Origin of the sequence: Bradyrhizobium sp. (assembly GCF_030646015.1) — a bacterium.
Taxonomy (GTDB): Bacteria; Pseudomonadota; Alphaproteobacteria; order Rhizobiales; family Xanthobacteraceae; genus Bradyrhizobium.
Window position 1 is genome coordinate 75431 of record NZ_JAUSLT010000019.1, and the last position, 19061, is coordinate 94491.

Below are 19061 nucleotides of genomic sequence, written 5' to 3' on the forward strand. Positions count from 1 at the left end.
CGGCTACTTCTCCAGAAACCGCCCCGAAGCGATGCGCGGCAGGCCGGTGACCGGCCAGTTGTAGAGATAGGTCCAGGCCTCGCTGACAGCCTCGTCTTCGAGCGTCACCGGCAGCATCTGCCTGACATATTCGGTCGGCTCGGCAAAGCCCTCGCCGCAGGCCTCGTACATGTCGAATTCGCGCAGCAATGCTTCCGGCTGGCGCAGCCGGTACAGTTCGCCGAACACGATTTCGGCGGGATCGTCCGACAGCAGCAGCCCGGGATAATGTTTGATGAGATAAAGGCGGCCGCAGCAGCGCGCCTCGCCGATGAAATCGGCGCTGCGCGACAACAGCTGCGCCATCGGATGGTCGAAGCCGCGCATCAAGGTGCCGTAGACGAAGAGACGATCTGAAGTCATGGCGGGATGTATAACCCGTCATTGCGAGCGAAGCGAAGCAATCCATCGAGCGGCGTACTGAGCTGTGGATTGCTTCGTCGCATCCGCCTTCGCCCGAAGGCGGGCTTCGACGGACAAGAGGGCTCCTCGCAATGACGGCTGATGAACCGGTGCCCTACGCCGTCACCACTTCATCGCTGATGACGACGAACTTTACCAGGTCCATCCGGCCAAAGCTGGTGGTCAGCGCCACGTCGGCGGCGTCGCGGCCGGTGCCCATCAGGATGCGGCCGATCCGCGGGTGGTTGTGGCGGGCGTCGAAGGTGTACCACTGGCCCGACAGATAGACCTGAAACCAGCCCGAAAAATCCATCGGCGCCGGATCGGGCGGGATGCCGATGTCGCCCATATAGCCGGTGCAGTAGCGCGCCGGGATATTCATGCAGCGGCAGAACGTCAGCGCCAGATGCGCGAAGTCGCGGCAGACGCCGGTGCCCTGCTCGTAGACGTCATGCGCCGACTTCATGTGATGCGCGTGCTGATAGCCGAAGGTGACGTGGTTGTGGACGAATTCGGTGATCGCCGCGACCCGGGCCCAGCCCGGCGGCGTATTGCCGAACAGCGACCAGGCGATGTCGGTCAGCTTGTCGGTCTCGCAATAGCGGCTCGGCATCAGATAGAGCAGCAGTTCGTCCGGCAGCAGGTCGATCGGGACCTGCTGCGCGGTCGGCATCACCACATCGGGCAATCCGGAATCGCGCACCAGCGCCGAGCCGCGCAGGGTGACGCCGCCGGCGGGCGCCACCAGCCGGCCGCAGACATTGCCGAAAATGTCGCGGTAGAATCCGATCGGCACGTCGGGTTCGGCGATGATGCTTTCGGTGCCGACGATATCGGAAAAGCGCGAGGGGTGAATGCTGAGCATGATCACCATCGGGGTCGGTTGCACCGCCGCATAGGCAATCTCGAATCCCACCTTGATCTGCATCAGGCCTATTCCTCTTCACTGACCGAAACGACGTTGATGCTCACCTCCATGCCAACGAAGGCGTCGGCCGAGCCCAGATAGGTGCCGTGCAGCGGAACCGCCTGGCGCGGATCGCGCGCCACCGCGACGCGGACGAGGTCGCGGGTACCGACGATGCCGTTGGTCGGATCGAATTCGATCCAGCCGGCGCTCGGCAGGTACACCTGCACCCAGGCGTGGGTATTGCCGCCGCCGACATAGCCATGGGCGCGGTCGCCCGGGATGAAGATGTAGCCCGACACGAAACGCGCGGCGATGCCGAGCCGCCGCAGCGCCTCGATCATGAACAGCGCATAGTCGCGGCAGGTGCCGGACCTCGTCTGCAGCGTGTCGAGCGGATGCTGGGTGCCGTGCTCATGCCGCTTGCGGTAGGTGAACTGCGCGCGGATACCGTGGGTCATGCCGGAGAGAATGTTGAAGGTCGGCGTCGGCCCCTCGCCGTCGAGAAAATTACGCGCCCAGGCCGACAGCTCGCCGTCGGGGTCGCCATATTGCGGCGCGATGTATTGCACGAGGTCGGGAAACTCGTCGTTGTTGTAGAGGAACGGATAGAAATACGCCGGATCGTCCGCGGTCAGCGCGAACTCGTCGGCCGGGTTGTGCTCGACCGTAGCGGTGGAGGTGAAGGTCAGGGTTTCCGAGCGCTCGTCAAAGGTCGCGATCGCGACGCTGTTGCCGAATACGTCGTGGATCCAGCGCAGCGACATCGGCGGCGGCGCGATCTCGAGGCTGTTGGACAGCATGCGCAGATCGTGGCCGTCGCGCGGGCGCAGCATGATACGGTGTTCGCCGAACGCCACCGGGTGGGCATAGCGATATTCGGTCTTGTGATGGATCGTCAGGAGCGGCATCGTCGAAGCAATCATCGTGATTTCCGGCAATCTAATCTATAGAGATCGTTGCTCATTTCTAACTCGATATGCTGCTTCGATAGGCAACAGGCAAGATATGGCTCTGGATAACGCGGGCGATACATCCCTACTCCTCGGCAAAGATGAAGTTCCGCCGGTTCTCGAACAAAATGCGCATGGACGGTCGCCGTTCCTGCTGACTGCGGACCATTACGGCCGCCTGATCCCGCGGGCGCTCGGCGATCTCGGGTTGCCCTCAGGCGAACTGACGCGCCACATCGCCTGGGACATCGGCATCGCCGGCGTCGCCGAGGCGCTGTCGAACCAGCTCGGCGCGCATCTGATCGCGCAGCGCTATTCGCGGCTGGTGATCGACTGCAACCGGCCGCACGACGCGCCGAGCTCGATTCCCCTGATGTCGGAGGCGACCACCATCCCGGGCAACGAAAACCTTGGCCATGACGCCGCCGAGGCGCGGCGCCGCGAGATCTTCGCTCCCTACCACCGCCGCATCACCGAAGTGATCGACGCCCGCCTGCGCCAGGACCTGCCGACCGTGCTGGTGGCGCTGCACAGCTTTACGCCCGTCTATGCCGGCGTCGCGCGACCCTGGCACATCGGCACGCTGTATCATCGCGACACGAGGCTGCCGCCGCTATTGCTCAAACTGCTGCGCGATGAAACCGATCTCGTGGTCGGCGACAACGAACCCTATGCGGTCAGCGACGAGACCGATTACGGCATTCCCGTCCACGGCGAAGCGCGCGGCCTGATGAACACCGGAATTGAAATCCGCCAGGATCTGATCGCGCATCCCGCCGGGCAACAGCAATGGGCCGACCGGCTGGCGCGGATCTTCGGCGAGATCGAAACGGTGATGCGGGCGCAAGGACTGGTTTAGCCCAGCGCCACACCGCTGCGGCGCCGAACGCCATTTCCGCTAGGAACTGGCAGGCTTGCGCCGCCGGTGAATAATCGGTTCCTGTTTCAGCGGAGCACAAGAACTGCTTTCCGCTTCTTCCCGGGTGGATTCGGAGTTGGTCAAAACCTGCTGGACGCCATTGAAGAACAGATAGCGGCAATGCTTCCTGTAGAATGGCACTGGATAGTCGTCGCTCAGCCGAGCGGTTTCTATCCTCGATCCGACCAGGATCCCGCGGTTGAGCCCGTAGCCGGACGCCAGAACGACAGCCAGGCCCAACAAAGTCCAATGAACTGGAGGTAATCGCATGGCCTTGTCCTCAACGGGGATGCGCGGAAGAAGCGCTGATTGACCGGGCGGAGATGACGTCCTGGAGAATGCGTTGCCGGTCCCCGCATTCGAAGCGGCATCGAAAGGTCGCTTGCAAGTTGCCCGGCCGCCAGTCCATGGCCGTTATTCATCCATGCACTGAAGAATGAAGGCCGTGCGGTCCCTCGGCAGCACACCTTGAACAACAGCCTTTTGCCGGCACTTGAGCTGCGCGATATGCGTGGCGAGCGACTTGGCCCGGCGCGCTTCGGCGGCCGGATCGCCCGCCTCGACTACCGTTATCTTCAGCACCCGGATAGGCGAGCCATCCGACTCAAACTGGAATTCATAGGTCTTCCCATCTCCGTTAGTCGCAGTACAGGAGACGCTCGACACCCGTTGGGTCGCCAAACTCCCGGTTTGCCTGCACGTTCCAGTCGCGGGTTCGACGGAAGGTATCCAAAACCCGCCGACGTTGGGCCGGTGCCTGGATTTCAGAAGCATCTGGTCGATGGACAGCTCGTACAGATTATCCTGCACGCGCCTGGCGTTTTCGCCCGAGAACGTGATGATGCTACTATCATCGTCCGGATCGTTTACAGGAACAATGAAGCCGGATCGGCCGCCGGGGCTGTGGGAAAAGGCAACGGCATTGCATGAGAAGTCGCGTTCCGCTACTTTTAGCGTGGTGCACTTGCCAGTCATCGACGCGAACATGTCCAGCTCAGGTCCATGCCGCCCGACCTCGTCGGCGAACAGTGCAACCGAGCCAATTGAAATCGACAAAAACGCAACGGCGGCTACTCGCCAACTGAAGCGCATGAAAACTACCCCCAGGCCAAATGCAGTCTGGACTCTGCTGGTAAACAGTCAAAGACGCAATGGGCTCATTCGGCGCCGCTCTAGCCGGCCGTCGCGATCAGATACGCAGCCGTCCAAAGTCCGAGCGCGACCAGCCACAGCAGCCAGCCGAACGGCATGCCCGGGTTCAGCGTCGCCTCCGACGGATTGATCGGGTTGACCCAGACCTTGACGCCGGCGCCGTCCTGAAAATCCATCCCGAACAGGCGCAGCACCCATCGCGATGTCGTTTTGGAATTACTGGAGAAGCTGCCATGCACGGCGGTATAGGCGATTTCCTTGAAGTGGTAGCAGTAGGACACCTTGCGCTCGTACATGATCGAGCCGCGCCGGCCGCTGTCGCTGGGGGCCGCGCAGTATTCATCCAGGCCGGACAGCTTTATCACGCCCGGCACCACCGGCCAGGTTTTTGCCAGTGCCGACTGCCGGCGCAGCACCAGCGCGAACAGGGCCGCGACCAGGCCGAAGCCGGCCAGTGCCACCGCCGGCACCGACATCTGCGGATTGGCCACGCGCGTGCTGACCAATTCCACGATGCGCGTGAGCCCGATCGAGGCGCCGAATACGCCGACGACCGCGATCGCCGTGGCGATCCCGAGGCAGCCCCACAGGCCCTGCGGCAGGTCGCGCTCCAGCACCGCCTCGCGCGGGTGCCGCGAATTGTAATAGACCGTCACCTCAGTGCCGACCGGATATTTCGCGATGGTTTCGGCGACCTGGAAATTGCCGCGGTCTTCGCCGATGCTGACGCGGTTGTTGCGGAGCTTCTGGCCGCTGACGGAATATTCGTAAGTAATATTCGCAAAATTGCGCTGCTCGAGCTTGCGCCCGCGCTCGCTGTCGATCACCTTGACGTCGCGCAGTTCGGAGTTCGAGACCACCACCCTGCCCGGCGTCGACGGCCACTCCCGCGCCGCGCGCACCTGCAGCGTCTTGTAGATGGCGGCAACGAGAATGAGCCCGAGCGGCGCCAGCAGCATCGCGTAGACGAACCACGGCAAGTCAGGCACGAAATGTTTCCTTGAGGGAAGAGCGGGCGATGAACACCGCCCGTCCTTTGGACGCGCCGGGATGCCGATCGGTTCAATGACTTGAGCGACGGAGCGGATCTACCGCGCCCGCGTCAGCGCCAGCCAGATGCCACCGCCAACCATGAAGCCGCCGGAGATGCGCGACACCAGCCGGGTCCGCTGCGCCGAGAAGAACCGCCGGGCGCGGCCGGCCAGCACGGCGTAGATCGAATCGGTGACCGCGCCTGTCACCATGAAGGTGATGCCGAGCAGCGCCACCTGCGAGAAATGGTCCTTGTTCATGTCGACGAACTGCGGAATAAACGCGCCGAAGAACACCAGCACCTTGGGGTTGGACAGCAGCACCACAAAGCCCTGCAGGAAGAACCCGCCGCGCGGCGGCGGCGGCGGCGCATCGGCATCGACGCCCTCGACCGGGCTGCGGATCAGCTTGATGCCGAGCCAGACCAAGTAGGCCGCGCCGGCAAACCGCACCCAGTCGAACCAGTAGCCCATCGTCGCCATCAGCGACGTCAGCCCGACCGCGACGATGCCGATCACGATCGCAAGGCCCGCCTGCACGCCGGCGATGTTGACCAGCGCCGCGCGGGTGCCGTAGCGCAGCCCATTGGCCAGCACCAGCGTGACGACGGGACCTGGAATCAACGCCAGCCCGATGCAGGCGGCGACAAAGGCGAGATAGACCTGAAGGGACATGGGGGACTCGCGGGTTCAGTCGGGAGGACGATTGGATTATGCACGAACAGCGCGGCGGTGGAAATCGCGCTCTTTTTTCCCTCTCCCCTTGTGGGAGAGGGTGGATCGAATGCGCTTAGCGCATTCGAGACGGGTGAGAGGTCTGTCTCCGCGGATGGAGACCCCTCATCCGGCAGCCTTCGGCTGCCACCTTCTCCCACAAGGGGAGAAGGGAAGAACAAGCGCCGCTTGACATGCAACCTTTTGGTTGCCTATTATCGCTACCATGGATGAGGTCTTCAAAGCGCTGGCCGACCCTTCGCGGCGGTCGCTGCTGGACCGGCTTCACGCCAGCAACGGGCAGACGCTGGGCGAACTCTGCGACGGCCTCGCCATGACGCGGCAGGCGGTGACAAAGCACCTCGGGATTCTCGAAGCGGCCAACCTCGTCAGCACGATCAGGCATGGCCGCGAGAAGCTGCATTATCTCAATCCGGTGCCGATCCATCGGATCGGGGAACGGTGGATCAAAAAATTCGAGCGCGGCAAGCTCACCGCGCTCAGCGAGCTGAAACGGCAACTGGAGAAGCGTGATGAGTAAACCGGAATTCGTCTACGTCACTTACATCGAAACCACGCCGGAGAAATTGTGGGAAGCGCTGACATCGAGCGAGTTCACAAGGCGCTACTGGTGGAACACGTCCGTGGTCTCGGACTGGAAAGTCGGCTCGCCGTTCGCGCTGGTGATGGACGGGACCATCACCGACGTCGGCGAAGTCCTCGAATTCGATCCGCCGCGGCGGCTGTCCTACACGTTCCATCACGCCCTCAGCGAGGCAGCTCGCAAGGAGCGTCCGACCAGGGTCGTCTTTCATCTCGAACCGGCCGGCAAGCTTGTGAAGCTGACCCTGATCCATGAAGACTTCGCCGAAGGCAGCGTGATGCTTGACGGCATCTCCAAGGGATGGCCGGCCATCCTCTCCAGCCTCAAGAGCATGCTCGAAACAGGCACGGCGCTGGCGATTCCGCCCTCCTGCCTTGGCATCGAGGGCGTGTCATGAACATCGAACACTTCAAACCCGCGATCGTCTACACGATCTACATCGCCTCCACCCCCGAAAAGGTCTGGGAGGCGCTGATATCGGCGGAGTTCAGCAGAAAGTACTTTCACGGTTTCGCCGTCGAGATCGATCTGAAGGTTGGCGGCGCCTACGTCCTGCGTGCGCCGGACGGCTCGGTTCACATCAGCGGCGAGGTTATCGAATGCGATCCGCCGCGGAAGCTGACGACGACGTTCAACGTCAACTGGGAGGGCCTGATCGAACATCTCGGCAGGGAGATTGTCACGTACGAGATCGAGCGCGCCGGTGATGCCGTTCGCCTCACCATGACCGAGGCTCACGAGCGGCAGCTCAGCGATGACATCCTGTCCGGCGGCCGTGCGGGCTGGCCGGCGATCCTGTCCAGCCTGAAGAGCCTGCTGGAGACCGGCGAGGCCCTGGTCATCAAGATGGAACCGCCGCAGCGAATGCTGGCGGCGCTGAAGGCGTTGGGGATCGGGACGCCGTAATCCGTCGCCACTCCCTCACCCTCGCTTGCGGCCGGTAAACTCTGTAGAGTTCCCGGGTGTTCCCGGCACATCCGATTCGGATCGTGCTGCCGCGTTCCGTCCCAAGCATTTTTTGATCGACTCCTATGGACTGACCAATACCCGTGCCGCACATTATGCGATCGCACGAACTGCCTGATTTAAGCACGGAATGACGGACCGATGAGCCTGCGCACCCGGCTGCTGATATTGGTGATCGTGGCCATGCTGGTGCCGGCTGTCCTCGTCGGACTGCGCTTTGTCCAGAACCGCACCAGCGAAATCAACACCGCGCTGGTCAATCTGTCGGCAACGGCCAATGCCATTTCGAGCGACCTTGACGAGAAGATCCAGGGCACAGCCCAGCTGCATTACGGCCTGGCTCGCGCCAGCGACCTCGACACGAGCGACAAGGCGGCCTGCTCGGCCTTCCTTTCCGCCGTGCTGGAGGAGTATCCGCAGTTTACCGGGATACTGACCATCAATCCGGACGGCAGCCTGTTCTGCGACTCGCTGCGGAGCAACCGGACCCTCGACTTGCGGGATCGCGACTATTTCAAGCAGGCGCTGGTCGCGAAAGGGATCGTGACGCTGCAGCCGGTGTTCGGCCGGCTGACGGGGACATCGGTGTTGCAGATCGCCTACCCCGTCCGTTCGGAAACCGCGGAGCTGAAATTCGTTCTGCTCGCGTCGTTCAATCTGCAGAAATTCGCGGAGCAACATTACAAACGCCTCGCCAGCGAAGGCGCGGGCACCGGGGAAATCCTGCTCGTCGACAGGAAGGGTACGGTCCTTGTCACCTATCCGGGAAAGCATCGGACCGAGTCCGCGGGCGCCTCGATCGCGAACTCCGACTTGTTCCGGTTTGCGACCGCACCGGCCGGCGGGCTGTTCCGCGAGGCGGCCGATGCAAATGGCCAGACGTACACCTGGGCCCTCGCCCGTTCGCCTTCGAGCCGGAATGCCGGACTTCACATCATGGTCGGACTGCCCAAGGACAGCCTGGTCGCGGCCGCCAACCGCCATCTTTACGAGGATATGGCGATTCTGGCGGTGGCCATGCTGCTGCTGCTCGCGGGCGTATGGATTTTGGCAACCGTAGGCATCGGTCGTCAGGTCGGACGCCTCGCCACGATGGCGACGAAACTTGGACTCGGCGATCTGGGCGCGCGGATCGCGCCGCCCCATCCGCGCGGCGAGCTCGGCGGATTGATGGTGCTGCTCAACGGCACCGCCGAATCGCTCGAGCGCCAGCGTGCCGCGATCGACGATCTCAATCAAAGACTCCGCCAGTCCCAGAAGATGGAAGCGATGGGCCAGCTCACCGGTGGCGTCGCCCACGACTTCAACAATCTGCTGACCGTCATCCTGGGCAATGCGGAACACATCGCCGAGAAGCTGGCGGCGCATGCCGAATTGCGCTCATTCGCCGAGGGCATCGTGACGGCCGCCGAGCGTGGTGCGGAGCTGACCAGGAGCCTGCTGGCGTTCTCGCGCAAGCAGCCGTTGATGCCGAAGGACATCGACATCGGACGACGGGTTCTCGACATGGAACAATTGCTGCGGCGAACCCTGGGCGAACATATCGAGTGCCAATTCCTGCTCGACCAGGACCTGTGGCTGGCCAGCGTCGATCCCGGGCAATTGACGTCGGCGCTGCTCAATCTGGCACTCAACGCCCGCGACGCCATGCCCGACGGCGGCAAGCTGACGGTCGAGGTCCGCAATGCATCGCTCGACAAGGCCTATGCGGAGCAGAACAGCGACGCCCGGCCCGGCGATTATGTCATGGTTGCCGTGACGGACACCGGCTGCGGCATGACTCCGGAAGTGGCCGCCCGCGCCTTCGAGCCGTTCTTCACCACCAAGGAGGTCGGCAAAGGCACCGGCCTCGGCCTGAGCATGGTGTACGGCTTTGCACAGCAATCCGGCGGGTCGATGAAGATCGATTCCAAGCCGCGGCACGGCACGGCCATCACGCTGTTCTTTCCCCGGGTCGGCGCGCCTGATGCAACCGGCTCGAGACCCATCAACCCGATCACCACGCCCGCGGGCAGCGAAACCATTCTCCTTGTCGAGGATGACGACATGGTGCGCGCCTATGTGGAGAACGAGCTGAAGGCACTTGGCTATCGCGTCATCGTGACGCCCAATGGGCCGGCGGCGCTCGAGGTGTTGCGCCGGTCGGGGCAAATCGACCTGCTGTTCACCGATGTCGTGATGCCCGGCGGCCTGTTCGGGCCGCAGCTCGCCGACGAAGCGTCGCGCCTGCGCCCCGGACTCAAGGTTCTCTTCACCTCCGGCTACAGCGAGCATCCGGTCAAATCGGCTGACCGGCCCAACGCGCGGATCCTGAACAAGCCGTTCCGGCGGCACGATCTGGCATTGATGCTGCGTTCGGTGCTGAAGGCGGGCTGAGCGGCGGCGCGGGGCTGCTGTCCTAATCGGGCAGCGGCGCGACGATCCGCCGGTAGAGATGCCAGGTGGCGTGGCCGAGCACCGGCAGCGTCACCAGCAGGCCGAGGAAGTACGGCAGCGCGGAGACGATCAGCAGGACGACGATGACGGCGGCCCATCCGATCATCGGCAGCGGGCTCGTTACCACCGCGCGCACGCTGGTGACCATCGCCGTGACGAAATCGACGTCGCGGTCGAGCAGCAACGGGAACGACACCACCGTCAGCGAGAACAGTATCAGCGACAGCGCCGCTCCGACCGCATTGCCGATGGCGAGAAACAGCAGTCCCTCATTGGTGGTGAGCACCACCGTGATGAATTGCGGCAGGGTCGCGAACGAGGCATTGAGTCCGAGCAGCAGCGCGATCAGCAGACGCACCTGGTACATCCAGATCAGGAAGATGAACAAGGTGACGAACGCCATCCAGCCGAGTTCGCCGCGCGACCTCACCATGGCCCAGATGCCGGAGATCGAGATCGGCTCACCGGCCTCGCGTCGGCGGCTGACTTCATACAGGCCGATCGCCACGAACGGCCCGATCAGCGCGAAGCCGGCGGCGAGCGGATAGGCCAGATAGACCATGCCGAAAGCCGTCAGGCTGAGCAGAATGACGATGCCACCCGCGGCATAGAGCGCGCCGAACGCGAGGCCATAGAGCGGCATGGCCTGGAAATCGCGCAGGCCCCGGCCGAGCGCCTCGGCGATGTCGGTGGCGGTGATACGCCGCACTACGGGATCGACCTTGCCGGAAACCGATGCCATGGCCATTGCCTCCCTTTATGTATGTTTGGGGAATTGGTGCAGGCGGCGGCGTGCCGCGTATTGATCTGGGTCAAATTATCGGCTCGCGCGACAACTCTTGCCACGGGCAGTGAGCGCCCCCTCGCCCCGCCCTTGCGGGGAGAGGGTTGGGGTGAGGGGCTGCTTCGACAAATTCTGACGGCGAAGTACGCGGCGGCTTCCCCTCACCCGCCGCGCGAAGAGCGCGGCGACCTCTCCCCGCAAGCGGGGAGAGGTGAAGGAGAATCTACCCCAGCGTCCGCAGTTCCCGCCGCAGCACCTTGCCAGTCGCGGTCATCGGCAGGGTGTCGGTGAACTGCACGAAACGCGGATATTCATGCGCGGCGAGCTGCACTTTGACGAAGTCCTGGATTTCGCGCGCCAGCGCATCGCCGGGCGTAAAGCCCGGCCGCAGCACGATCCAGGCCTTGATCGATTCAGTGCGGATCGGATCGGGAATCCCGACCACCGCCGACATCGCCACCGCCGGATGCTTCATCAGCGTGTGCTCGATCTCCGACGGCCCGACGCGATAGCCTGCGGTAGTGATGACGTCGTCCTCGCGGCTGACATACCAGAAATAGCCATCCTCATCCTGAATGCCGAGATCGCCGGTCAGCAGGAATTCGCCGGCATATTTCTTCGCCGTGCCTTCCGGGTTGCGCCAGTATTCCAGCATGGTGCAGGGATTGGGCTGGCGTACCCCGATGATGCCGCGGGTTCCACGCGGCAGCTCCTCGCCCTTCTCGTTGACGATGCGAACGTCGAAGCCCGGCGTCGCCTTGCCCATCGAGCCCGGCCGGATCGGAAACAGTCTCGAATTGCTGCCGATCACCAGGTTGCATTCGGTCTGGCCGAACACTTCGTGGGCGTCGATGCCGAAGGTGGCACGGACCCAGCCGAGCAACTCGCCACCCAGCGACTCGCCGCCGGTAAAAATGCTGCGCAGTTTGACGCCGTCATGCGTGACGCCGGCCTGCCGCATCAGCTTCAGCGCGGTCGGCGGCAGGAACACGTTGCGGATGCCGTAATCGGCCATGACAGCCATCGCCGCCTGCGGCTCGAATTTGCGCGCGCGATGGCCGACGATCGGCACGGCGTGATACCAGGCCGCGAACAGCGCGTTGATCAGCCCACCGATCCAGGCCCAGTCGGCCGGCGTCCACATCAGGTCGCCGGGTTTTGGCAGGAAATCGTGGCACATCTCGACATTAGGCAGATGGCCGAGCACCACGCGGTGCGCATGCAGCGCACCCTTCGGATTGCCGGTGGTTCCTGACGTATAGATGATCAGCGCGGGATCATCGGCCGAGGTATCGACGGTCGCGAATTCCTCGGACGCCGCCTTCAGCTCCGGCCAGAACGCTTTGGTCCCGGCCGGCGCGTCATCGGCGATGACATAGATGTTCTTCAGGTCCGGCAGGCGGTCGCGGATTTTTGCCAGTTTTTCATAGCCGGCAGCATCGGTGACGATGGCCTTGGCGCCGGAATTCGACAGCCGAAATTCCAGCGCGTCCTCGCCGAACAGCGCGAACAGCGGGATCGACACCAGGCCGGATCGAAACGCCGCCAGATGCACGATCGGCAATTCCAGCGACTGCGACAGAAACACCGCGACGCGGTCGCCGCGAACCAGGCCGTCGCCCTTCAGCACGTTGGCAAAACGGCGGGAGAATTCGGCTACCGCGTCGAACGAGGTCCGCGTCGCAGCACCATCTTCGTCGACATAGATCAGCGCGAGGCGCCCGCTGCCATCGGCATGGCGGTCGCAGCACACGGTGGCGAGGTTGAGCCGATCAGGAATGTTCCAGCGGAAATCGCGGTACAGGGTGTCGTAGTCGGAGGCTTCGGTGAGCATGCGGGAGGCTCTCTTTTTTCTTCACCTCTCCCCGTTCTTCACGGGGAGAGGTCGCGAGCGTAGCGAGCGGGTGAGGGGCTTGCCACCATAAACACCGCGATCGCGGAGAGTCCCCCTCACCCGAAGCCTTCGCTTCGCTCCGGCTTCGACCTCTCCCCGCAAGCGGGGCGAGGTTAAAGCAAGACAGCGGTATCTAAGCGCCCCGCTTGACCACTCCGGTCGGCGTAGCAAAACCTTCCATGGTTCGAATACGCTTCTCCAGCCACCAGCCATATTCCGGCGCCCAATCCTCGAATCTCGCGTTGATTCCGAGATCATGAGCCCAGTGCTGCGCGATATTGGGATTGAACTGGGATTGCCGGCCGACCGCGATGAGGTCGGCCTGCCCCTTCCGCAGGATGGCTTCGGCCTGCTCGGCTTCGAGAATGATGCCGACCGCCATCGACGCGATGCCGACTTCCTTGCGGATCCGTTCGGCGTAGGGCACCTGGAAGCCGAGGCCGCGCGGCACCTGGGCTGCGGTCGCCGAGCCCGAGATGCCGCCGGAAGAGCAATCGATCACGTCGACACCGCGGGCCTTCAATTCCCGGGCGAAGGCGACCGTGTCATCCAGATTCCAGCCGTTCTGCGCGCCGTCGACGGCGGAGACGCGCACGAACAGCGGCATCGTATCCGGCATTTCGCGCCGCACCGCTTCGACGATCTCGAGCGGCAGGCGCATGCGTCCCTGGCGGTCGCCGCCATACTCGTCATTGCGCGTGTTGGACACGGGAGAGAGAAACGAGGCGAGCAAATAGCCATGGGCGGTGTGGATCTCGATCGTATCGAAGCCGGCGGCAACCGCATTGCGCGCCGCATTTGCCCAGGTGCGCACCATCGCCCGGCATTCTTCCGACGTAAGCTGTCGCGGGGTAAGCCATCCCTCCGCGACCGGCTCGCTGGTGGGACCCACGGGTTGCCACACCTTGGCTCCCGCCTTGATCTGTTCTTGAGAAAGCGGACCCATGCCGTCCATCGCGCGCTGCGACGACGCCTTGCGCCCGCCATGCGCCAGCTGAATGCCGATCGCGGTGTTCTCGCCCCGCATGAAGTCGATCAGCGGCTTGAAGCTGCGCGCCTGCTCTTCATTCCAGATGCCGAGGTCATGCTCGTTGATCAGGCCGATTTCCTCGACACCGGTCGCCTCGACAAACACAAGCCCAAAGCCGCCCAGCGCATAGCGGCCGAGATGCACGTTGTGAAACATGCCGCAGGTGCTGCCGGGTCCGGCGCGGTAGTGCACCATCGGCGGCACGACCAGGCGATTCTTGAGGGTCAGTCCGCGGATCTTGAACGGTTGAAATAGCAGCGGGCGTGCGGAGTCGGCGCTGTCGGTTACGGAGGATGACATGGGATTGCCTGTTGAATTAGGTTTCAATCGTCGTCCCCGCGAACGCGGGGACCCATACGCCGTGTAAGCGCGGTTGGGTTCGGAATGTTAAAACACCTCGACCTATAACAAAGCTCAGTGGTTATGGGTCCCCGCGTTCGCGGGGACGACGAGAGAGTGGGGCACCTCAAGAAGACAATGCCGCCTTCACCAGCCCGCTGGCCTTTCCGAAATCCATCTGCCCGGCGTATTTCGCTCTGAGCACCGCGATCACCTTGCCCATGTCCTTCATGCCGGCAGCGCCGGTCTCGGCGACGGCGGCTGCGATCGCCGCCTTGACGTCGTCGTCCGACATCTGCTTCGGCAGATAGGCTGATATGATCGCGATCTCCTCGCGCTCCTGGTTGGCGAGTTCGGCGCGGCCGCCCTTGTCGTAGAGCTCGACCGATTCCTGGCGCTGTTTTATCATTTTTTGAAAAACACCGAGAAGATCGGCATCCGACAGCGGCGGCTTGCCTTCGCCGCGGGCGGCGATGTCGGCGTTCTTGATGGTCGAATTGACCATGCGCAGCGTGGAAAGCTTGCGCTCGTCCTTGGCCCGCATCGCGTCCTTGACCGCGTTGTTGATGTCGTCGCGCAGCATCGTGATGTCCTCTCGCGGGCTGAAGTCGCTGGAAGCCCCTGATCTAGGCCGTTCGCGGCCGTCAAACAACTCTTGTTTTGACGCGTTTTCCTCACGCGAACCGGTGCCCACTTCGCTTGAAAACGCTTTAGCTTCGCAGCCATTCGACCAGCGCCTCGGCGGTCGCCTGCGGCTGTTCCGGCGGCGTCAGGTGGCCGCAATCGGGGATGATAACCAGTTTCGCGCCGGGAATGCCGCCGGCCATTTCGGTCGAGAGCGAATTCGGCACGGTCTTGTCCTCGTCGCTCGAGAGCACCAGCGTCGGACACTTGATCCACGCCAGCGTCGGCCGCGAGTCCGGCCGGCTCATGATGGCGGTCAGCTGACGCACAAAGGCGTCGGCCCCGACGTCGTCGCCCATGTCGTTCACCAGCTGGCGCAAGGACGCGTCATCCCGCCGCGACGGATGCACGAAGGCGGCAAACAGCTCGTCGAGGATGGCGCTGAATTCGCCGGCTTTCGCGCGGGCGATCTGGCCGCGGCGTTTTTCACCGGCCTCCGGCGTATCCGGGCGCGCCTGGGTGTTCATCAGCGCCAGTTTTGCGACGCGCTCCGGCGCCTGCCGCATGATCTCGAAGGCGATGTAGCCGCCCATGGAGTGCCCGGCCAGCGCGAAACGCGGCGGCGCCTCGGCCAGGATTTTGCGCGCGATCGCCCCCATATTGTCGTCGCGGATGTGGTTGGCGACCGTCACCGGGCCGAATCGCCACAAGGCCGGGACCACAGGCGCAAAAATCCGCGGCGAGCACGCCAAGCCCGGAACCAGCAAGATCGGCATCGGATTATCCATGCTTGGCTCCGGATCGGGCGGTTTTCGGGGGTAAATCGGGCAAATCGGCCCCGGACGGGGAACGCCAGATTAAGACCCCGGTCCCGCCTGTCAAATAGGCGCAAAGCGCATGTGAATCCGCGCTTTCCGGCTTTGACGCCCGGGAATGCGGCGACTATGTAATGCGCTCATGACATCACCAGAAAACAGTTCAGCCTGGCCGGACCACAAACCGACCGCGCTCCTCGTGCTTGCCGACGGCACCGTGCTGGAGGGTTTCGGCCTCGGCGCGGAAGGCCAGGCGGTCGGCGAAGTCTGCTTCAACACCGCGATGACCGGTTATGAGGAGATCCTCACCGATCCCTCCTATGCCGGGCAGCTCATCACCTTCACCTTTCCGCACATCGGCAATGTCGGCACCAACGACGAGGACATCGAGACGGTGAACATGGCGGCGACGCCAGGCGCGCGCGGCGTGATTTTGCGCGCAGCCATCACCGATCCCTCCAATTACCGCTCCGTCAGACATCTCGACCAGTGGCTGAAGGCGCGCGGCATCATCGGCCTGTCCGGCATCGATACCCGCGCCCTGACCGCGCTGATCCGCAGCAAGGGCATGCCCAATGCCGTGATCGCGCATGCCAGAGACGGCCAATTCGATATGCATGGCCTGAAGGAAGAAGCCCGCGAATGGCCCGGCCTCGAGGGCATGGACCTGGTGCCGATGGTGACATCCGCCCAGCGCTTCACCTGGGACGAGACGCCGTGGGAGTGGGAAAAGGGTTTTGGCCGGCAGACCGCGCCCGAATTCAACGTCGTCGCCATCGACTACGGCATCAAGCGCAACATTTTGCGCCTGCTGGCCGGCGAAGGCTGCAAGATCACGGTGGTGCCGGCAACCACGTCGGCCGAAGACATCCTGGCGATGAAGCCCGACGGCGTGTTCCTGTCGAACGGCCCCGGTGACCCCGCCGAAACCGGCAAATACGCCGTGCCGGTGATCCAGAAGGTGATCGAGTCGGGCACCCCGACCTTCGGCATCTGCCTGGGCCACCAGATGCTGGGCCTCGCCGTCGGCGCCAGGACCAAAAAGATGCATCAGGGCCATCACGGCGCCAATCATCCGGTCAAGGACGAGACCACCGGCAAGGTCGAGATCACCTCGATGAACCACGGTTTTGCCGTCGACCAGGACACCTTGCCGAAGGGCGCGACGCAAACCCACATCTCGCTGTTCGACGGCTCCAATTGCGGCATCTCGCTCGACGGCAGACCGGTGTTCTCGGTGCAGTATCACCCGGAAGCTTCCCCCGGCCCCCGCGACTCGCATTACCTGTTCAAGCGGTTCGCCGACCTGATGCGGGCGAAGAAGAGCGCGTAGCGCTCGTGCCCCGGATGCAGTGCAGCGCGAAGCGGTGCGCTGCTAAGCCGGGGCCCATCACTCATACGTTGCAGCCCATGGGTCCCGGCGCTGCGGCGCACCGCCAAGAGGCGCTGCACCGCGTCCGGGACACGATACCAATGCGTTGCGATTGGGGGCGTCGTTTAGTATGATGGTTATCATTACAAACCGAGAGACGCCCCCATGCCCGCCCAATCCGCCCCCGCCATCGAATACGGCGTCACCCCGACCGACGTGATGGCCTCGATGGCCGGCCTCGATTTCGTCCGCGCCATCTTCGAGGGCAAGCTGCCGGCGCCGCCGATCATGCAGACGGTCGAGCCGTTCGATTCCACCGCCGAGCCCGGAATCGTGGTGTTTCACAGCATCCCCGGCTTCCGGCACTACAATCCGATCGGCTCGGTGCACGGCGGCTACGCCGCGATCCTGCTGGATTCAGCGATGGGGCTCGCGGTCCATTCCGCGCTGCCGGCCGGTACCGGCTACACCACGCTGGAGTTCAAGATCTCCTTCATCAAGGGCATGACCGAGAATACCGGCCCGGTGCGCAGCGAGGGCCGCACGCTGAGTGTCGGCCGCCGAGCCGCGACGGCGGAAGCGCGCATTACCGACGCCAAGGGCCGGCTGCTGGCGCATGCCACCACGACCTGCCTGGTGTTCGAGCTTCCGGCCACCTCGCCGGTCGGCAGTTAGGCTGGGCGATTCCCCACATCCACCAAGGGAACGTGAGAAGCTGACATTGGTTGAATTCACGCGTATTTTGATGCGCCGGAGGATCGCCATGTCAGTCATCTGTGCGGACATCGAACCGCTCGCCTTCGTCTTCGCCGATGACGGCCTCGTCCCCAACAATCCGATGCCGTTTCTGGTCTACAAGGGCGCGATCGACGTCGCCAACGCGCATCCCGAAAGAACCATCGAGGGACTGTTCGGCGCCAATGGCTGGGGCGAGATGTGGCGCAACGGCGTCTACGATTATCTGCACTACCATGCGACGGTTCACGAGGCGCTCGGCGTCGCGCGCGGTCGTGCGCAAGTGCGGTTCGGCGGCGACCACGGCCGGGAATTTGAAATTGCGGCGGGCGACGTCGCCATCCTGCCGGCGGGCACCGGGCATCAACGCCTGTCGGCGAGCGCTGACTTCTGCGTCGTCGGCGCCTATCCGCCGGGGCCACCGATGGATCTGGTGCGGCCGACGAAGGAAGCTCACGCGAAGGCGCTGAAGTCGATCCCGCAAGTGAAGCTGCCGAACACCGATCCGGTGCGGGGCGCGGACGGGCCGCTGGTGCGGCTGTGGAATTTGTAAAGTGGACCTTCTTCCCTTCTCCCCTTGTGGGAGAAGGTGGTCCGGACGAAGTCCGGACCGGATGAGGGGTCTCTATCATCCCACGAAGACATCGCCGTGAGGAGAGAACCCCTCACCCGTCACGAACGCGCTTCGCGCGTCCGTGCCACCCTCTCCCACAAAGGGAGAGGGAAGAATAAAGATCCTACGCGGCGTTGTCGCCTTCCTGCCGGCTGGCTTCGAACAGGAACCAGGTGCGGCGCTCGGTCTGATCGATGAAGTTTTCCAGCAGGGAGGTGGTGCCGACATCCTCGTGGTCGTCGGCCAGCTTGCGCGCCTTGCGCATCGCCGTCGCCATCTTCTTGTTGTCTTCCATCAGTTCACGCAGCATCTCGCGCGGCGGCACATAGGACTCGTTGTTGTCCTTGACGGTTTGCAATTTCGCGACCTGCCCGATCGAGCGCAGCGTGACGCCGCCGATCTTGCGGACGCGTTCGGCCAACTCGTCGGTGGTGGCTAAGATCGCGGCGGCCTGCTCGTCGAGCAGCAGATGATAGTCGCGGAAATGTCGGCCCGAGACATGCCAGTGGAAATTCTTGGTCTTCATGTAGAGCGCGAAGGCGTCGGCCAGCAGCACGTTGAGCGCGGCCGAAATCTTGTCCACCCCCGCCTGCGGCAGATCGGTGGGCGTGTCGAGATCGGGGGACACCTTGCCGGATTTGTTGTCTTGCTTGGCTTTGCTCACACTGCACCTTCCTGTTAGGAACCGGACATTGGACGTTGGACACCGGTCGCGGGACCATCTAACGCAGC

General features: G+C 63.6%; 21 protein-coding genes. 8 read left to right on the plus strand and 13 right to left on the minus strand.

What is annotated here, in order from left to right:
- Nucleotides 1–3: 3 nt before the first annotated feature.
- The 3 genes from Q7T45_RS02030 to Q7T45_RS02040 form a co-directional block, all read right to left on the minus strand.
- A complete protein-coding gene (locus Q7T45_RS02030) occupies nt 4–402 on the minus strand; it encodes a gamma-glutamylcyclotransferase (protein ID WP_304866874.1) in 399 nt (132 codons plus the stop codon).
- A gap of 154 nt (nt 403–556) precedes the next feature.
- On the minus strand, nt 557–1369 hold the full coding sequence (locus tag Q7T45_RS02035) for a transglutaminase family protein (protein WP_304866877.1): 813 nt from the start codon (nt 1367–1369) through the stop codon (nt 557–559).
- A gap of 5 nt (nt 1370–1374) precedes the next feature.
- Nucleotides 1375–2259: a transglutaminase family protein gene (locus Q7T45_RS02040; protein ID WP_304867139.1), complete on the minus strand. Its 885-nt coding sequence runs from the start codon at nt 2257–2259 to the stop codon at nt 1375–1377.
- 97 nt (nt 2260–2356) lie between these two features.
- Here Q7T45_RS02040 and Q7T45_RS02045 point away from each other — a divergent pair, with 97 nt between their 5' ends.
- Entirely contained in the window at nt 2357–3160 is an 804-nt protein-coding gene (locus Q7T45_RS02045) for an N-formylglutamate amidohydrolase (RefSeq protein WP_304866880.1), read from the plus strand.
- Between the two features lie 39 nt (nt 3161–3199).
- Here Q7T45_RS02045 and Q7T45_RS02050 read toward each other — a convergent pair whose 3' ends face one another.
- The 4 genes from Q7T45_RS02050 to Q7T45_RS02065 all read right to left on the minus strand — a co-directional run bounded on the left by Q7T45_RS02050 (nt 3200) and on the right by Q7T45_RS02065 (nt 6078).
- The gene (locus Q7T45_RS02050) at nt 3200–3490 is read right to left on the minus strand and encodes a hypothetical protein (RefSeq protein ID WP_304866882.1); all 291 of its coding nucleotides are present in this window, start codon (nt 3488–3490) and stop codon (nt 3200–3202) included.
- 144 nt (nt 3491–3634) lie between these two features.
- On the minus strand, nt 3635–4312 hold the full coding sequence (locus tag Q7T45_RS02055) for a hypothetical protein (protein ID WP_304866885.1): 678 nt from the start codon (nt 4310–4312) through the stop codon (nt 3635–3637).
- 80 nt (nt 4313–4392) lie between these two features.
- Nucleotides 4393–5361, minus strand: coding sequence for a DUF3592 domain-containing protein (locus tag Q7T45_RS02060; RefSeq protein WP_304866888.1), 969 nt, complete (start codon nt 5359–5361; stop codon nt 4393–4395).
- A 99-nt stretch (nt 5362–5460) separates the two neighbouring features.
- Complete coding sequence (locus tag Q7T45_RS02065) at nt 5461–6078, minus strand: LysE family translocator (RefSeq protein WP_304866891.1); 618 nt, start codon at nt 6076–6078, stop codon at nt 5461–5463.
- Nucleotides 6079–6343: 265 nt separating this feature from the next.
- Between Q7T45_RS02065 and Q7T45_RS02070 the strand changes: the two genes are divergently transcribed.
- The 4 genes from Q7T45_RS02070 (at nt 6344) to Q7T45_RS02085 (ending at nt 10063) form a co-directional block, all read left to right on the plus strand.
- Nucleotides 6344–6658: a helix-turn-helix transcriptional regulator gene (locus Q7T45_RS02070; RefSeq protein ID WP_304867142.1), complete on the plus strand. Its 315-nt coding sequence runs from the start codon at nt 6344–6346 to the stop codon at nt 6656–6658.
- The gene (locus tag Q7T45_RS02075) at nt 6651–7118 is read left to right on the plus strand and encodes an SRPBCC family protein (protein WP_304866894.1); all 468 of its coding nucleotides are present in this window, start codon (nt 6651–6653) and stop codon (nt 7116–7118) included. The genes Q7T45_RS02070 and Q7T45_RS02075 overlap by 8 nt, the downstream gene beginning before the upstream one ends.
- Nucleotides 7115–7627 (plus strand): SRPBCC family protein, encoded by a 513-nt coding sequence (locus Q7T45_RS02080; protein ID WP_304866897.1) that lies wholly within the window; start codon nt 7115–7117, stop codon nt 7625–7627. Before Q7T45_RS02075 ends, Q7T45_RS02080 begins: the two co-directional genes overlap by 4 nt.
- A 201-nt stretch (nt 7628–7828) precedes the next feature.
- The gene (locus Q7T45_RS02085; protein ID WP_304866900.1) at nt 7829–10063 is read left to right on the plus strand and encodes an ATP-binding protein; all 2235 of its coding nucleotides are present in this window, start codon (nt 7829–7831) and stop codon (nt 10061–10063) included.
- Nucleotides 10064–10085: 22 nt separating this feature from the next.
- Here the strand turns inward: Q7T45_RS02085 and Q7T45_RS02090 are convergent, their stop codons facing one another.
- The 5 genes from Q7T45_RS02090 to Q7T45_RS02110 form a co-directional block, all read right to left on the minus strand.
- A complete protein-coding gene (locus Q7T45_RS02090; RefSeq protein ID WP_304866903.1) occupies nt 10086–10865 on the minus strand; it encodes a DUF2189 domain-containing protein in 780 nt (259 codons plus the stop codon).
- A 265-nt stretch (nt 10866–11130) separates the two neighbouring features.
- Complete coding sequence (locus Q7T45_RS02095; RefSeq protein ID WP_304866906.1) at nt 11131–12741, minus strand: acyl-CoA synthetase; 1611 nt, start codon at nt 12739–12741, stop codon at nt 11131–11133.
- 193 nt (nt 12742–12934) lie between these two features.
- Nucleotides 12935–14131 (minus strand): NADH:flavin oxidoreductase/NADH oxidase, encoded by a 1197-nt coding sequence (locus tag Q7T45_RS02100; protein ID WP_304866909.1) that lies wholly within the window; start codon nt 14129–14131, stop codon nt 12935–12937.
- A gap of 166 nt (nt 14132–14297) precedes the next feature.
- A complete protein-coding gene (locus Q7T45_RS02105) occupies nt 14298–14753 on the minus strand; it encodes a GatB/YqeY domain-containing protein (protein WP_304866912.1) in 456 nt (151 codons plus the stop codon).
- A gap of 127 nt (nt 14754–14880) precedes the next feature.
- On the minus strand, nt 14881–15582 hold the full coding sequence (locus Q7T45_RS02110) for an alpha/beta fold hydrolase (protein ID WP_304866917.1): 702 nt from the start codon (nt 15580–15582) through the stop codon (nt 14881–14883).
- A gap of 169 nt (nt 15583–15751) precedes the next feature.
- On the opposite strand from Q7T45_RS02110, the gene carA reads away from it, so the two are divergent.
- The 3 genes from carA to Q7T45_RS02125 all read left to right on the plus strand — a co-directional run bounded on the left by carA (nt 15752) and on the right by Q7T45_RS02125 (nt 18269).
- Entirely contained in the window at nt 15752–16942 is a 1191-nt protein-coding gene (gene carA / locus Q7T45_RS02115; RefSeq protein WP_304866920.1) for a glutamine-hydrolyzing carbamoyl-phosphate synthase small subunit, read from the plus strand.
- A 204-nt stretch (nt 16943–17146) separates the two neighbouring features.
- Nucleotides 17147–17656 (plus strand): PaaI family thioesterase, encoded by a 510-nt coding sequence (locus Q7T45_RS02120; protein ID WP_304866923.1) that lies wholly within the window; start codon nt 17147–17149, stop codon nt 17654–17656.
- A gap of 88 nt (nt 17657–17744) precedes the next feature.
- Nucleotides 17745–18269 (plus strand): hypothetical protein, encoded by a 525-nt coding sequence (locus Q7T45_RS02125; RefSeq protein WP_304866926.1) that lies wholly within the window; start codon nt 17745–17747, stop codon nt 18267–18269.
- A gap of 184 nt (nt 18270–18453) precedes the next feature.
- Here Q7T45_RS02125 and Q7T45_RS02130 read toward each other — a convergent pair whose 3' ends face one another.
- Nucleotides 18454–18993 (minus strand): Dps family protein, encoded by a 540-nt coding sequence (locus Q7T45_RS02130; protein WP_304866929.1) that lies wholly within the window; start codon nt 18991–18993, stop codon nt 18454–18456.
- Nucleotides 18994–19061 lie beyond the last annotated feature (68 nt).